This is a genomic window from Candidatus Nealsonbacteria bacterium CG07_land_8_20_14_0_80_39_13, from assembly GCA_002779355.1.
Classification (GTDB): Bacteria; Patescibacteriota; Minisyncoccia; order Minisyncoccales.
On the sequence record PEWS01000040.1, the window covers coordinates 1 to 16,069 of the forward strand.

General features: G+C 40.3%; 15 protein-coding genes and 3 tRNA genes. 13 read left to right on the forward strand and 5 right to left on the reverse strand.

The annotated features are described in order from the left end of the window. Together COS96_02710 and COS96_02715 are read right to left on the reverse strand one after the other, a co-directional pair. A partial coding sequence (locus tag COS96_02710; GenBank protein PIU43716.1) for a hypothetical protein occupies positions 1-832 on the reverse strand: 832 nt, incomplete at its 3' end. 46 nt (positions 833-878) lie between these two features. Beyond that, positions 879-2,021, reverse strand: a complete 1,143-nt coding sequence (locus tag COS96_02715) for a hypothetical protein (GenBank protein PIU43717.1) — start codon at positions 2,019-2,021, stop codon at positions 879-881. A gap of 168 nt (positions 2,022-2,189) precedes the next feature. On the opposite strand from COS96_02715, the gene COS96_02720 reads away from it, so the two are divergent. Beyond that, on the forward strand, positions 2,190-4,331 hold the full coding sequence (locus COS96_02720; protein ID PIU43718.1) for a hypothetical protein: 2,142 nt from the start codon (positions 2,190-2,192) through the stop codon (positions 4,329-4,331). Here the strand turns inward: COS96_02720 and COS96_02725 are convergent. The 3 genes from COS96_02725 to COS96_02735 form a co-directional block, all read right to left on the reverse strand. Continuing rightward, positions 4,326-6,233: a threonine--tRNA ligase gene (locus COS96_02725; GenBank protein PIU43719.1), complete on the reverse strand. Its 1,908-nt coding sequence runs from the start codon at positions 6,231-6,233 to the stop codon at positions 4,326-4,328. The two genes, COS96_02720 and COS96_02725, sit on opposite strands and share 6 nt — an antisense overlap. Before the next feature lie 118 nt (positions 6,234-6,351). Beyond that, the gene (locus COS96_02730; protein ID PIU43720.1) at positions 6,352-9,543 is read right to left on the reverse strand and encodes a DNA polymerase III subunit alpha; all 3,192 of its coding nucleotides are present in this window, start codon (positions 9,541-9,543) and stop codon (positions 6,352-6,354) included. A gap of 65 nt (positions 9,544-9,608) precedes the next feature. Then, positions 9,609-10,319, reverse strand: coding sequence for a hypothetical protein (locus COS96_02735; GenBank protein ID PIU43721.1), 711 nt, complete (start codon positions 10,317-10,319; stop codon positions 9,609-9,611). A 306-nt stretch (positions 10,320-10,625) separates the two neighbouring features. On the opposite strand from COS96_02735, the gene COS96_02740 reads away from it, so the two are divergent. The 12 genes from COS96_02740 (at position 10,626) to COS96_02795 (ending at position 15,825) form a co-directional block, all read left to right on the forward strand. Then, complete coding sequence (locus COS96_02740; GenBank protein ID PIU43722.1) at positions 10,626-11,252, forward strand: ribonuclease HII; 627 nt, start codon at positions 10,626-10,628, stop codon at positions 11,250-11,252. A 66-nt stretch (positions 11,253-11,318) separates the two neighbouring features. Then, positions 11,319-11,603, forward strand: coding sequence for a 50S ribosomal protein L32 (locus tag COS96_02745; GenBank protein PIU43723.1), 285 nt, complete (start codon positions 11,319-11,321; stop codon positions 11,601-11,603). A 2-nt stretch (positions 11,604-11,605) separates the two neighbouring features. Continuing rightward, positions 11,606-12,091, forward strand: a complete 486-nt coding sequence (gene nusB / locus COS96_02750) for a transcription antitermination factor NusB (GenBank protein ID PIU43724.1) — start codon at positions 11,606-11,608, stop codon at positions 12,089-12,091. Further along, positions 12,075-12,770, forward strand: coding sequence for a ribonuclease III (gene rnc, locus COS96_02755; protein ID PIU43747.1), 696 nt, complete (start codon positions 12,075-12,077; stop codon positions 12,768-12,770). The genes nusB and rnc overlap by 17 nt, the downstream gene beginning before the upstream one ends. A gap of 20 nt (positions 12,771-12,790) precedes the next feature. Then, on the forward strand, positions 12,791-13,171 hold the full coding sequence (gene rpsP / locus COS96_02760; GenBank protein ID PIU43725.1) for a 30S ribosomal protein S16: 381 nt from the start codon (positions 12,791-12,793) through the stop codon (positions 13,169-13,171). Positions 13,172-13,267: 96 nt separating this feature from the next. Beyond that, positions 13,268-13,594: an RNA-binding protein gene (locus COS96_02765; protein ID PIU43726.1), complete on the forward strand. Its 327-nt coding sequence runs from the start codon at positions 13,268-13,270 to the stop codon at positions 13,592-13,594. A 71-nt stretch (positions 13,595-13,665) separates the two neighbouring features. Beyond that, positions 13,666-14,364 carry a tRNA (guanosine(37)-N1)-methyltransferase TrmD gene (locus COS96_02770; GenBank protein ID PIU43727.1) on the forward strand — a complete coding sequence of 233 codons (699 nt, stop codon included), beginning with the start codon at positions 13,666-13,668 and terminating at the stop codon, positions 14,362-14,364. A 27-nt stretch (positions 14,365-14,391) separates the two neighbouring features. Next, positions 14,392-14,474 (forward strand) — tRNA-Tyr (locus COS96_02775). A gap of 105 nt (positions 14,475-14,579) precedes the next feature. Next, a complete protein-coding gene (locus COS96_02780; protein ID PIU43728.1) occupies positions 14,580-15,404 on the forward strand; it encodes a hypothetical protein in 825 nt (274 codons plus the stop codon). After that, positions 15,405-15,478: transfer RNA gene (locus tag COS96_02785), tRNA-Thr, on the forward strand. Positions 15,479-15,558: 80 nt separating this feature from the next. After that, positions 15,559-15,723: a 50S ribosomal protein L33 gene (rpmG, locus tag COS96_02790; protein ID PIU43729.1), complete on the forward strand. Its 165-nt coding sequence runs from the start codon at positions 15,559-15,561 to the stop codon at positions 15,721-15,723. Between the two features lie 28 nt (positions 15,724-15,751). After that, positions 15,752-15,825 (forward strand) — tRNA-Trp (locus COS96_02795). Positions 15,826-16,069: the final 244 nt, after the last annotated feature.

Below are 16,069 nucleotides of genomic sequence, written 5' to 3' on the forward strand. Positions count from 1 at the left end.
CAGGTTTTTGGCAGTCCTTAGGGCAGGTAATGTTGGTCTCGTTACTTTCGCAGACACCGTCGCCACAGATGATAGGCTTTGGGCAGTCTCCTTGACAAGTGGCGTTGGTCTCGTTGCCTTCGCAGACACCGTCACCGCAGACAACAGGTTTTTGGCAGTCCTTTAAGCAGGTAACGTTGGTCTCGTTACCTTCGCAGACTCCGTCACTGCAGACAACAGGCTTCAGGCAGTCCTTGGGACAGGTAATGTTAGTTTCATTACCTTCGCAGGTGCTGTCACCGCAGATAATTGGCTTCGGGCAATCCTTGAAGCACGACTCATACGTCTCCAGTCTTTCGCACTTACCATCTCCGCACACTGTTGAATTTATCGGAATGCCGGCGTTTTTAGTTCCACCACTACTGCTACTGCTACTGCTACTGCTACTGCCACCACTATAATAAGTGGGGCAGACTGCATCAGATCCATCGCAATTTTCATCTATTCCGTTGCCACAGACATCTGTAGCTTCGGGATGAATTGTAGCGTTGTTGTTATTGCAGTCGCCGGAGACGTTGACGTATCCAGCTGGTACCGTTACGTTACACAACATAGTTGTGTTGTTCCCACTGCCATAGCCATCGCCGTCGGCGTCTCTGTAGCGGATACAATATGTTTCGTCAACGGCGCCGTTACAATTATCGTCAATAGTGTTATTCGGTATTTCTACCGTATTACACACTATTGTAACGTTCACCTCCGCATAGGCATCTAAGCCACTTGCGTTGGTTATGTTGCAATTGCCGGCGCAATTATCAGAATAAACCCCCTGTGTCAATATCGCTAATAGCATTATTGACAAAAAAATTTTCAGGTTCATTTTATCCATCATCTTTCGTCTAACAGAGATCTACTCTTGCGACAGAGTAAAATCTGATTTTCACTGTTCCTGTAGTGGGGAAGACTTTATTCCACGACATGAAAATACTTTCTCCGGGATTCACAATTAGGATCGTGATCGATTGTCCCAAGTCTGGAGAACTGACATACACGTCTTTTAATGGGACGTTTCCGTTATTTGCAATAGATAAATTGCAAATTGTCGGGTTTCCCAGCAAGACTCCCGTAGAACAAGTGGCGTTAGCGATATTTAAATCAACTATTGTCATATTCCCGTCTCCGTCTTCATCAATACCGTTGTTCCAGTAGGCGGGGTTACAACGCTCCCATTGACAGTTTTCATCAATAAGTCCATCGCAGTCGTCGTCAATACTGTTGCCACAAACCTCTGTCGCTCCTGGATGGATTGTGACATTATGATCGTTGCAATCACCCGAGACATTAACATAACCGGTTGGTGGCGTTGCGTTGCATGTCGTTATTCCATTTGACGCATTGCCATATGTGTCGCTATCAAAATTTTGGTAATACGTGTAAAGGGTTAATCCTTCATCTGCGCTACCATCGCAATCGTCATCAATATTATTGCATGTCTCTGGCACACCGGGATGAATTAGTGCGTTGTTGTCGTTGCAGTCGCCCGAGACGTTGCTGTATCCCACGGGAGGGGTCGTTTCACAAAACATCGTCGCCGTCGTTATTCCATAACCATCGTCATCGGCGTCCCTATAATAGGCATAACCGCACCTCACCATCTGGAGGTTCACTAATGTATAACTGTTTCCATCGGGAATTACTCTGATTACACTAGCATTCCCATAATCCGCCTTTTGAGCTGTCACGGTTATTTGCCCTGTAACATTCAGTACGAACTCTACGGTTCCGTTTCCGTTTGTGATGCCCGTTATATTTACAATGGTTACGTTTACGCCCGCTAATGGCACTGACCCGTTGGATAAGTCTTTTACGGAAACGCTTATCGTCGCGTTTGCCGCACTTACCGCCGAGCTCATTACCACCACCAACACCAGCATCAGCATCATTCCGCTGCCGTTTCCGCCATTTCCAATTCCTCCTTTTTTTGTCGCTTCCGCTACGACCAGCCCTAGGGGCGTTGCCCCATGCCAATTTCCTTTTTGCATTTTTTTATCAAGGTACTCATAGAGTAAGATATTTTATTACTCTATAGATTAAAGTATAATCTTGATTGATAGATTTGTCAAGCTATTGACAAAAAAAGAGCCTTATGCTAACATATTAAATATTAGGGGTTAATAATTTATTATAAATTTATTATAAAAATAAAAAATATGTTTAAAAAAATCATACAAATAGTAACATTACTTATAGTTGGTCTGTTTTTTACGGTTGGTCAGGTTTCAGCGGCTGATAATCCGACAAGCGGGACATTAACCGCTTCGACTAATTCGGCAGTTGTCGGAACTAATGTAACTGTAACTATTACAGCTTCTGACGGCGATGGGATAGAAAAGGTTTGCTTGACCGATTGTAAAGATTGTCAAAATGCGACAAATTGCGCGCAATCTTGGCAAATAACTCAAGCTGTAATAGGGTCGTTTTACGCCGAAGCCAGTGTTTGCGCGAAAAATGCGGATACAGGCGTTAATGAATGTTCAAGGACTAATCCGGAGGGCATAAGCATTGATTTTTCCGATTTGACTGTTTCGTGTTCGGCGAGTCCGAGCCCGGTTCAGACGAACAATAACGTAACCTTTACAGCTACAGTTTCCGGCGGAACAGGAACGTATTCTTACGCTTGGACGGGGGATTGTACAGGAACCAATCCAACTTGCGCTAAATCATTCAGTTCGGCAGGAACTTTTACTCCGACTTTAACTGTTGTTTCCGGAACAGAAACAAAAACAGTTAGCTGTTCTGCAGTTGTTCAATCAGGTTCAATTCAGTATATTTCCGTACCCCAATATATTCCGGCATCATGTAACGGTTGTGGTTCTTGCGGGAGTGGTTCTTGTAATGGTTACAGCAATCACAGTTATTCGCAATGTTACGATGAAGATGTCTATTGGTATTGTTCTAATAATATAAAAAATGACAAGAAAGAAGAATGCGGAAGCGATTCTTGCGACCAATGGACCAATTATTGTTCAAGTGGCAATGTTTATAAAAAAAGAAATTGTTATGATCGGGGGTGTAATAACGCCGCTTGTTTCTCCACCTCAAAAGCAGAAAGTGAGTTTGTGGAAAACTGTAGTTCGCTTGGCTGTGAAAACGGAAAATGTGTTGTTAAGCCGGCTTGCGAATGTTCTTTCGGCCCATGTTGCGATGGGTGTTATTACAAGCCTTCAACTTCAATTTGCGAAACAAAAGTAGAAATTCAATATGGCTGTCCTTGGGGAACGGGGTGCGGAGCTGATGTGGCCAAGAGGTCAAACAGCACATTTCGCTATTGTTCAGGAGCAAGTAATTTGTGTCTTGGCGAATGGAAGCAGTCTTTGAAGCGGACAAGTTGGACAGTGGTTGATTATTGTTCAGTCGGCGAGACGTGCTCTGTCGGCAAATCAGCCTGCTCTTATAATTCAGCCTGTACAAGACCTGTAAATACTTATATTAAAAATTATACAAAAAAGTGTTCAGAAGATAATCTTTTTTGGTACGATTCCAATAATTTGAAACAGGGAAAATATCGCGATTGCGCCGATGAAAACGACTGTACCTCTGACAGTTGCGATAATAATAAATGCGCCAATGAATTGAAATGCGACGGAACAGCCTGTTCAGTCGGTTCAGATAGTTATTGCGAGAGTTGCGAATCTTGCGGAGATGACGTTTGCAACTGCAACGAAACTCCTTGCGGATGTCCGGCTGACTGTAAAATATCAGGGCTTTCGGTTTCTGTTTTATGCAAAGAAGCAGGGGAGTCAACCGACTGGAGTAAAGACATAAAGGCCTCTCCTTCAAGCAAGCTGGATGTTCTTTTGGTCGTTACCAATAGCGGACAAGATGATTTGGAAGATGTTTCTGTGGAGGTGAATTTACCCAAGGAACTCAAATACCAAAACGATCTTAAAATTGGAGGGGATGCCTATAAAGGAGATATCGCCTTAGTTAATGTCGGAGATTTGTCTTCAGGTTCTTCTAAAACGATAACCTTGGGAGTGCTCACCGGCAGGATTTTGGATGATTCTGATTTTTCTATAGCCGGAACTGTGAGCGATGGGAATTTAAAGTCTTCTGATTCGGTTAAGATTTCTTTAGCGGGAACAGGCGCATCCGGAATCGCAACTGTTTTCTCCGGCACAGCTTTCTCAATTTCTCAATGGCAAAATTGGCAATATCTTTTCTGGCTGGCGACAATCGCTCTTGTAGCTTTTGGGGCATTTTATATCTTCCCCATTGTGAGAAAAAAGAAAAAAGAGGCGATGCTTAAAGACATCATTAAAGGAGTAGCTTCCGCCGACAAGTTATTATAAATTAGTTTTTTCTTCTATTTCTTTCTTTAGTTTTTGGATAAAATCCTCTATCTTTATCGCTCCCAAGTCTTTATTCTTGGAGCGGATGGAAACGGAATTGGCTTCAATTTCTTTGTCTCCGATAATTAAGATGTAGGGGATTTTTTCCATTTCAGCCGCTCTGATTTTCTTGCCGAGGGTATCGTTTTTTTTTTTGACTTCTACACGGATATTATTCTTTTTCAGCTCATCAGCTGTTTTCTGGGCAAACTCCAGATGTTTTTCACTTATCGGTATTAAGGAAACTTGGACAGGGGATAGCCATAAAGGGAACGCTCCGGCATAGTGCTCTATTAAAAGCCCTAAAAATCTCTCAAAAGAGCCCATTAGCGCCCTGTGGAGCATGAATGGCTGCTCTTGTTCGCCCTTAGAGTTAATAAAGGTCATATTGAACCTTTCCGGCAAATTGAAATCAAATTGTAAGGTTGAGCATTGCCATTCCCGTCCGAGAGCGTCTTTTATTTTGTAATCTAATTTCGGACCGTAGAAGGCAGCTTCTCCTTCCTGTTTCTCGTATTCAATATTTAATTCTTTAGCTACTTTTTCCAAAACTTCTTCGGTAAATTTCCAGCCCTTTTCATTGCCGGCATATTTGTCCTTATTTTTCCTGTCCCTCAAAGAGAGATATATTTTGTAGTTCTTGAAACCGAAAGCTTCAAAATATTCTTTAATGAAGTTCGCCACCCTTTTTAGTTCATCTTCAACTTGTTCTTTGGCGCAGATGATATGAGCGTCGTCTTGAGTGAATCCTCTGACCCTGGTCAGTCCGGAGAGTTCGCCTGATTTTTCATAGCGATAAACCGTTCCGCATTCAGCCCAGCGTAGAGGAAGTTCTTTGTGGGAACGGAGCTCTGATTTATAAATCCTTACATGGAAGGGGCAATTCATCGGCTTAAGCAAATATTCTTCTTTTTTTACTCCTTCTTTTTCTTTTTTTCCTTCTGATTGCTGATAGTCTTTCAATGATTTGCTTACTTCAAGAACGGGATACATGCTGTCGTTGTAAAAATTCCAATGGCCTGATTGCTCCCATAAATTTCTGCTGCCGATATGAGGGGATCTGACTAATTGATAGCCATTGTTAAGGTGTTTTTTGTACCAAAAATCCTCAATTATTCTCCAAAGGAGAGCGCCTTTTGGTTTCCACATCGCCAAACCCAACCCGACAACAGGGTCAAGCAGAAACAGGTCTTTTCCGATTACCCTATGATCTCTTTTTTCCGCTTCATCCATCATTTTTGAGTATTTCTCCAATTCCTCTTTTGTCTCAAAAGCCAAACCATAAATCCTTGTCAGCATTTTATTCTTTTCGTCTCCCTTCCAGTAGGCGCCGGCTGTTTTTGTCAATTTAAAACTGCCATCGACAATTTCTTCGGTATTTTTTATATGAGGGCCCTTGCACAGATCAATGGAATCTCCGCTCTCGTAAACAGAAATTGTTTTATCGGTCAATTCCTTTATCAATTCCAATTTATAGGGCTGTCCGCGGAATATTTTTTTAGCTTCTTTTTTGGAGACGATCTTCTTTTTGAATTTAATATTCTGCTTAATCAATTCCCTCATCTCTTTCTCAATCTTTACTATGTCCTCGGGCGATAGTCCGAATTTTTGTTTTAGGTTTGGGATTTGTCGTCCAGAGGACGACCTCGGCCAGAGGCTGACCAGCCTTTGGCTGGAGCCTCTGGCTGGGGATTTGGGATTTGGGATTTGGGATTTAACGATTTTGACTTCAGAAAAGTCAAAATCGTAATAGAATCCCTTATCTATTGCCGGCCCGATGCCAAATTTAACTTTCGGGTAAAGTTTTTTAACCGCCATAGCCATAATGTGAGCGAGCGAATGTCTTGCAATTTCTATGTTCATAATTTTATTATTTTATTGTATTAATTAACGAATTTTCGCCAGGGGCGGATCGGCCTTTGACCGAAACGAGTTTCTGAATTAACTTATTTATTATATCAGAAACCCTCCTTTTTTCCACTTATGGTTTTTTTGTCAGTTCACGGGCTTCGTCGCAGATTACTTTCGGGGAGTCGCCCCTGAAATCAACGCTTCCGACGATAATGACGATTTTATTTTCCTGAAACAATTGAGGATTCTTTTCCATTATCTTAGGGAAGACAACTATTTCCAACTTGCCGTCAGCATCCTCAATATTCAGAAAAAGCATCGGCTTTCCGGTTTTGGTGATTATTTTTTTAATTGCGCCGATAACTCCCCCGACTTTTACTTTTGTCCCGCCGATATAGTTTTTTATTTTTGAAAGAGGGGTAGTGTATTTCAATAATATATCCTGAAATCCATCTAAAGGATGAGCTGTTACAAAAAGACCGAGAAGTTCTTTTTCCCATTTTAATTTTTCGTGTTCGGAAATAGGCTCAATTTTATCCAAGCGGAATTCAGTATTGTTTTTTTTCTCGCTTTCCATCGCCCCAAAAAGGCTTTTCTGCCCGTTGGACTTCATTTTTTTGTTTTCTCTGCCATACTCAAGCAACCTTTCTACATTATGTAAGAGTTGTCCCCGCTCGCCGAATTTTTCAAAAGCCCCTGCCTTGATCAGGCTTTCCAATGATTTTTTATTAAGATCTTTTGATCTGGCGCTGACGCGGTCAACGAAATCAAATACTGAATTATAGGGTCCGGAGCTTTTTCTCTCTTGGATGACTGTTTCCATTATATTTTCGCCGACATTTTTTATCGCCAAAAGTCCGAAGCGGATTTGTTTGGGGGGGACAACGGTAAAATTCTGCAAGCTTTCATTTATATCCGGAGGAAGAACTTCAATTCCCATGCTTTTGGCCTCTGATATCAGGAAGCCGATTCTTTCCGTATCGTTTCTTTCTGAAGTTAAAAGAGAGGCTGTAAATTCAGTTGTGAAATGAGCCTTCAGATAAGCGGTTTGGTAGGCAATCATAGCGTAGCAGGTGGCATGGGATCGATTGAAAGAATAGTGGGCGAATGGTTCTATCCAATGCCATATTTTTAAAGCGACGCTTTCGTTGATGCTGTTTTTCTTCATCCCGTCAACGAATTTTTTCTTCTGTTCCATCAGAAGTTTTTCAATTTTTTTGCCGATGGCTTTTCTTAAGACATCAGCTTCAGGCATGGAAAAGCCGGCCAAGTCCTGGGCGATTTTCATAATTTGCTCCTGGTAAACGGGGATGGAATAGGTGCTTTCCAGAATCGGTTTCAATTTCGGATGGAAATAAGTAAGGTCTTTTTGTCCGTGCTTGCCGGCAATATATTCCGGAATAAGAGCCATCGGCCCCGGACGATATAAGGCAACCATAGCGATAATATCTTCAATATTACTCGGTTTTAATTGTTTTAGGTATTTTCTCATTCCCTCGCTTTCCAGCTGGAATACTCCGACCGTAAGCCCTCTTTGGAGAAGTCTATAAGTTTTTTCATCGTCAAGAGGGATGTTTTCCAAATCAATATTCTTTCCTTGAACCTTGTATATTCTGGAAAGAGTGTCTTCGATAATGGTCAGGTTTTTTAATCCCAAGAAATCCATCTTCAATAATCCCAAGTCAGCCACAGCATGCATTTCGTATTGAGTGACAATGATTTTATCGTTTTGGGTCGGATGCTGCAAAGGAATAATTTCGTCCAAGGGCTGATTAGAAATAACAACCCCGCAGGCATGAGTAGAGGCGTGTCGGACAACCCCCTCCAATCTTTTAGCCAGATCAATCAGCTTGCGGGCTTTTTGGTTTCCCTCGTAAAGTTCCCGGAATTTAGTTACGCTGGCCAATGTTTTTTCCAAATCAAGGCCGAAAGGAATCATTTTCGCCACCACATCGCAGTAGCTGTACTCATATCCCAAAACCCTTCCCACGTCTCTGATTCCGGCTCTGGCGGCTATTGTTCCGAAGGTGATAATTTGAGCTACCTTATCTCGACCGTATTTTTCAGAAACATATTCAATTACTTCATTTCTGCGCCGGTCGTTGAAATCAAGGTCAATATCAGGCAGTCCTTCAGCTCTTCCCGGATTTAAAAATCTTTCAAATAAAAGATTGTATTTTAAAGGGTCAACGTTAGTGATGTTGACGAGGAAGGAAACCAAAGAGCCGGCCACCGAACCTCTTCCCGGTCCGACCACGATTCTGTTTTTTTTGGCCCAATTGACGAAATCTTGGACTATCAGAAAGTAAGAAGCCAGCCCCATTTTTTGGATAGCTGAAAGTTCGTATTCCATTCTTTCCAGAATCTTACTTCTATCTCCTTCCGGATACCTTTTTTCCACCCCTTCAAGGCAGAGTTCCCGTAAGTATTCGTCAGGGGTTTTTCCTGAAGGGACTTCAAATTTAGGCAATTTTATCTCCCCCAATTTGAATTCAAAATTGCAGGCCTCGGCGATTTTCCCGGTGTTTTCAATCGCTTCCGGAGTTTCCTTGAAGTCTTCAGCCATTTGCTCCGGCGTTCTGAAGGAAAAATCGTCTTTAATCAGGGTTCTTCTTTCCGGGTCGTTAAGATTAGCGCCGGTATTGATAAGCATCAGTACATCCTGGACTTCAGCGTCTTCCGGTTTCAGATAATGGACATCGTTTGTGGCCACCAGAGGGATATCCAATCTTTTGGAGAGAGCGATTAATCCTTCGTTAGCTTTTTCTTGGCCATCAAGGTTTTTATGTTTTTGTAGTTCCAGATAAAAATTTTCTTTGCCGAAAATTTCTTGGTATTTGAGGGCGGTTTTTTCCGCTTCGTCCATTTTATTATTAATAATCATCCTCGGGATTTTCCCTTGAATACAGGCGGAGAGGGCGATCAATCCTTCTGAATATTGGGATAATAATTCTTCGTCAACTCTTGGTTTGTAATAGAACCCTTTTAGGTGAGATTGGGTTATTATTTTTACTAAATTTTTATATCCTTTTTCGTTTTTGGCCAATAAAATCAAATGGTATCTTTTGTCGTCAATGTTCGGCCTCTCCTGGCGCATGCTTTCAAAGGCAACATAAACCTCACAGCCGATTATCGGTTTAATACCCCTTTCTTTAGCTTTTTTACAGAACTCAACAGCCCCGTAAATATTGCCGTGGTCGGTTAGGGCGACTGAATCCATTCCTAATTTTTTGGCGTAATCCAAAAGCTGGTCAATCTTGGGCAGGCCGTCAAGGAGAGAGTAATGAGAGTGCACATGCAGATGAGTAAATTTCTTATTCATGGCAGTATTTTAGCACTTTAACATTCTAATGTTAAAATTTTCGCAATAAAAAACGTTGAATTAAATCAACGTTGAATGTATTTTTCCATTATTTCGGCAAATGGAATTTTCTCCGTACTTGCACTTCGCGAATTTTCCCAAAACATGTCGCGTATATCTTTTTCTTTCTTGGCGTAAATGTTTAAAGAAAAATAGCATTTATAATTAGCTTCGCCATTTTTAATTTTTATTTCTATATCAATAAATTTCATTCTTAAGAATTTCTTAAGTTCGATTAATTCTTTTCTTGGAATGGCAAAAAATACTTTGCTTTCGTAATCGTCGTCGTTTAGTTTATTTATCAACTTTTTAATTTTTAGCCAGGACGTTTCCCCTTCGGATATGCCTTTCTTCGGAAAGAGATAGATGCTGTTTTCTTCAGAAAGTTTCAAGATGAGGTAGGGAAATGGCATGATGGTTATCTTTCTATATTCACTATCGGTGATACTAACTTTTTCATCAACCGTCTTATATCGTAGAACTCCCCTTATTCCCGTTGTTTGGGTTAACGTGAGATGTTCTCTTTGGCAGAATTCATCTATATCAACCATCTTCTTTTTGAAATTTTCTCCAAGTTGCGTCTTTAATACTCTTTCCACAGAATTTATAAGAGTCTCGTATTCGTTATTTTCGGATACATTCAAACTAAAATTCCCCCATATTTTTTTTGCGACGATTTTGTTGTCAACACCGTTGTTTGACGGTAGTCGAAAAACAATTTTCATTTTTTCTTTCATTTTTTGGTTTTTTCTTTTTTTAAGGTGCTTATCGCACTTTTTTGACGGGATTATTATTTCCCTTGCCCCTTAATTACCATAAAAATAAGTCAGACGTCAAATTTTCATGAGCCATTTCAAATTTTTTAGCAATTTTACAGGGATTTTACAGGGGTCAGACCCCTGTAAATTCCGCAGTGGTCAGACCCCTGCAAATTGTACCCCTGTAAATTGTTTGAAGAGGCCTATGTTGACGGGCCTATGTTGACGTCAGACGTCAACGCTTACGTCAACGCTTATATCTTGTTAGTATGGTAAAATGGTTTTATGAGATACCCTAATTTAAATGAAGAAAAAAAGTTGTGGAAAAGCGGATATAAGTACGTAGTGGGGTTGGATGAGGCCGGAAGGGGACCGCTTGCGGGGCCGGTTGTGGCTGGAGCGGTAATGTTAAAAAATTACAAATTTCAAATTTCAAATTTCAAATTTCTAAAAGAGATGCGAGGGGTGAAAGATTCAAAGAAATTATCGGCGAGAAAGAGAGAAGAGATTTATGAAGTCCTGACGAATCATCCGGCGATAGAATGGGGGGTTGGCCGGGTTTCTGAAAAAATAATTGATAAGATAAATATCTTGGAGGCGACGAAACTGGCAATGATAAAAGCAATAAAAAAATTTAAAGTTGATTTTCTGATTATTGATGGAAATTTTAAAATAAAAAAAGATATTCCGCAGAAATCAATAATAAAAGCAGATGCTAAAGTTTTTTCCTGCGCCGCCGCCAGCATTATCGCCAAAGTGACAAGGGACAGGATAATGGAGAAAGAGCATAGAAAGTATCCGAAATATAATTTCGCCAAGCACAAGGGTTATCCGACGAAAGAGCATTATAAAGCCATAAGGAAAAACGGCTGTTGCAAGATTCACCGAAAAACCTTCCGTTTGGAAAATTAGGCGCATGGGGTTGTAAGATTTAATTTTATATGATAATCTATAATAAATTAAAAATTTTAAGAAATTATGCCAGTTCCTAAACAAAGACATACCAAATCAAAAAGAAACAGGAGAAGGTCCCATATTAAGCTTACTATTCCGACCTTAAATAAGTGCCCAAAATGCGCTAAGCCTGTCTTGCCTCATGTTGCTTGCTTAAGTTGCGGTTTTTATAAAGGGAAAGAAGTTATTGACGTGATGAAAAAATTAACTAAAAAAGAGAGGAAGGCAAAGGAAAGAGAAATGGCGGAAAAAGAAGCTGAAGCCAAGAAAGATAAACCATTAACAGCGGAAGAACTCTCTAAAAATTAATTATGGCAAGTAGGCATTTGTCTAGAAGCATAGTTTTACAGGCTCTTTACGAGTGGGATTTTTTCAATAAAAAGAATAATCTGGAGAAGATAGTTGAGAAAGATATTGAGGAAATGGGGCCGGGATTGGAAGACAAGAGTTTTATTTGGGAATTGACCGCCGGAGTAGTGGAAAATTTTGAAGCCCTTAATAAGATAATTGAACAGGCGGCTCCGGAATGGCCAGTTGATCAGATCAGTATCGTTGACAGGAATATTTTAAGAATCGGCTTGTATGAGCTTTTATATGGAAGTAAAGAAGCTGTTCCCCCTAAGGTGGCCATTAACGAATCAATAGAGTTGGGGAAAACATTCGGTGGAGAGAATTCAGGGAAATTCATAAATGGTGTTTTAGGGACAGTCTATAAACAAGCGGGGATAACTGAACCCGATGAAAAAGATGAGGATAATGGAGATAATGAAAAAAAAGATGATGATGAAAAAATTTGAAAAATTTGAAAAAGAAATTGGCGTTAATTTCAAGAATAAGGATTTACTGACTCAAGCTTTCTGTCACAGATCTTATCTGAACGAAAATACGGATTTTAACTTGAGCAATAACGAGAGGTTGGAATTTTTGGGAGACGCGGTTCTGGAGTTGATAATAACGGAGAATCTCTACGTTAATCAACCGGAAAAATCGGAAGGTGAATTGACGAACTGGAGAGCGGCTTTGGTGAATACAAATATGCTTTCAAAAATTGCCGGCGAGCTCGGATACAATGACTTTCTTTTGCTATCCAAAGGAGAGGAAAAGGAAAAGGGAAAGGCAAGGCAGTGTATCTTAGCTAATACATTTGAAGCTGTTTTGGGAGCAATTTACCTTGATCAGGGGATAGAAGTCTGCCGGAAATTCATTGAAAAAAATTTACTCAAGGAATTGTCCAATATTGAAAAAAACGAACTTTTTAAAGACGATAAGTCGCGTTTTCAAGAAGAGTCTCAAGAAAGGGCAGGCATTACTCCCATTTATAAGGTTCTGGGAGAAGAGGGGCCTGACCATGACAAGGTCTTTACTATTGGGGTTTTTCTTGATAAAGAATTAGTAGCTAAGGATACCGGCTCGTCAAAGCAAGAAGCAGAGATAAAAGCGGCTAAAAAGGCATTAGAGGTAAAAAATTGGAAATAATTAAATAAATTTCAAATATTATGTTGGTAATTCGCTTGCTTCGCAAAGGAAGGAAAAATCAGCCTTTCTTCAAAATTGTGGTTACGGATAAAAAGAATGCTCCCCGAGGAGGACGTTTTGTTGAGGAGGTTGGTTTTTGGAACCCTAAGACAAAAGAAAAAACATTGAACGGAGACAGAATAAAGCACTGGATTTCTATGGGCGCAAAGCCTTCGGAAACAGTCTACAATCTTTTAATTGTTGGAAAGATCATTGAGGGCAAAAAAACAGCAGTTCATAAAAAATCTAGGCCAGAGGCCCATCGTCCTCTGGACGACAAGAAGAAGCCGGCTGAAGGAGGAACTGCCCCTGTTGCGGAAGCCAAGAAAGAAGAGAAACCTGCGGAAGCCGTAGCTCAATAGGAAAGTTGACAATTGTTTTTGAAAAGATAAAATATAAACAGATAAAGGTCGAGACACTTAGAAGATTAAAAGAAAAAGAAAAACCTTTTTGAAATTATGACAAAAGAAGCCAATGACAAAGAATTTCTTGAGTATATGGTTAAGGCATTAGTTGATCACCCTGAAGATGTCGTTGTTGACCGAAAGGTTGACGAGATGGGAGTTTTGCTTTCTTTGAAGGTAAACTCTGAAGATATGGGTCAAATCATCGGCAAAGCCGGTTCTATTGCCAGATCAATCAGGAGCTTAGTCCGGATTGTCGGCCTCAAGAATCACGCTCGGGTTAACTTGAAAATAGAGGAACCTGAAGGCGGAAGAACTTCAGCTCCTTCTCACAGCGCAGTTAAAAAAGAGACAGGAGATTTTGAAGAACTTAGCCTGTAAGTAATTTATTTACCGGACAAGGAAAACCGTGCTATCATCAATGATTGACAGCGCGGTTTTCATTTAAAGATATGAGGTTTGATATCATCACAATTTTTCCTAATATTTTTGATTCTTATTTAAAAGAGACTTTTATAAAAAAAGCTCAAGATAAGAAAATAATTAATATCAAAATCCACAATTTAAGGGATTGGGCTTTTGATCGCCATCAAACCGTTGACGGCCGGCCTTTCGGTGGAGGATTGGGAATGGTCATCAAACTGGAGCCGATATACAAAGCCGTCTCCAGTTTGATTAAATGTAAAGCTAAAAACGAAAAACTAAAAATAAACCGGAAAACTAAGGTTATACTCTTTACGCCGAGGGGAGAGAAGTTTAACCAGCAGATGGCTTATAAATTGAGCAAATTTGACCGATTGATAATGATTTGCGGCCGTTATGAGGGGGTTGATGAAAGAGTGGCCGAACATATAGCTGACGTTGAGATTTCAATAGGGGATTACGACCTGATGGGCGGGGAATTGCCGGCTATGATAGTAATGGAAACAATAACGAGGTTGAAACCGGGAGTTATTGGTAAGCCTGAATTTCTCAAAGAGAGAGTCGCTAAGAATAAAAAATTTCTTGAGTATCCCCAATACGTCAGGCCGGAAGTATTTTTGCCTGATAAGAAGTCAAGAGGTTGGAAGGCGCCTAAGGTTTTGCTGTCGGGCAACCACAAAGATATTGAAGCCTGGAAGGCGGAACACGGAAAGGAGATTGGAAATTAAATGATTTTGTGTTAAGTTTATATTTACGGGTAGGTACCAAAGCGGCTAAATGGGTGTGGCTGTAAACCACATGACTTCGGTCTTCGGGGGTTCAAATCCCTCCCTACCCACAGCAAATTTTGCTATTGCAAAATTTGCTCCCTAAATACAAATTATACGCATAAATTACAAGTAGCTTGAAGAATTAAAATAATCGAAATTATGTAAAATAGATTATGGAGAAGAACATTAACATTTGCAAATCAATGGCGTATAAAGAAAAACAGGCGAAAATTACTAGAGAAAATTGGGGAAAAGGAGTTTATGATTTTCGGATCAAACAAGAGGAGAGGCGATGCGCAAGAAAGGGGTGTAGATTAATTTTCAAAGCACAACCATCAGACGTCAAGAAATTTTGTTCTCGTAGTTGTGCGGCAAAGGTTAATAATCCAAAACGCGCTAAAATTAATTTTACTGACAAGGAAAAAATCAAAAAATTATATAGAAAAGGATTTTCAATGATGGAAATTTCTCAAAAATTAGGCTATAGCTACAATGCGGTTGTATATTGGATGAAAAAACTTAAAATTCCCTGTCGCAGCGTAAGTGATGCCCTATACCAAAAGTTAAATCCAAAAGGAGACCCCTTTAATATAAAGAAAAATTTGACGCCGGAAGACCAGAGATTATTCGGGTTAGGAATGGGAATTTATTGGGGAGAAGGGAATAAGCTTAATAAGCATAGCGTGAGGTTGGGAAATTCCGATCCAAAACTCATAAAGTTATTTCGTGATTTTTTAATCAAGATATGCGGCGTTAAAAAAGAAAAATTCTTATATAATCTTCTTTTGTTCAATGATGCGAGCAAAAACAAAGCGCTTAGTTTCTGGAATAAAGAGCTTGGACTTGCTTCGGGTCAAATAAAATCGGTTACTTCTCTAAAACCAAGAGGGAAAGGAACATATAAGAAAAAGAGCATGACAGGGGTATTGACTATTGAAGTCGGGAACGTCAAACTTAAAAAAGAGATAGACAAGATGCTTGAGGCGTTATGTAAATAGGCCTGAGTAGCTCAGACAGTTAGAGCACATCATTGGTAATGATGAGGTCAGCGGTGCGACTCCGCTCTCAGGCTCAGGATAAGCGAAAATTATCAATTTTAGTCAAAGGTTGATCTGCCCTTGGTGGAAAATTAAAAATATCAATTAAAAAAATATGGCAACAAAGAAAAAACCATTCGTAAAATTACAGTGCTCGGAGTGCAAGGAAGTTAATTACTACACTCACAAATCAAAGGGGATAGCGACGGAGAAACTGGAATTGAAAAAATTCTGCAGTTCTTGTCGCAAGAGCGTAGTCCACAAAGAAGCCAAGAAATAAAAATAGAAAAGTACGTGGGGGCGTGCTTAGGGGCATAGTTTAGTGGTAAAACAGTGGTCTCCAAAACCACGGACGGGAGTCCGATTCTCTCTGCCCCTGCCAATGAATGCGCGGGTTCGTCCCGTCATCCGACGGGACGCCCAGTCGTATGACTGGGCGAGTCCTGGCGCCCCCGCAATGTAATAAATTTTTCTTTCGGAAAAATTTAAACATTGCTGTGGCGTTTAAATTTTCAAAGAAAATTTATTACGCCACGCATTTCCAAAAGCATACATCGTGGAGTCAGACCCCACGATGATAATCTTTGTTAAAATTTTTAGCGCAGAATTATGGAGACCGGGTCTCC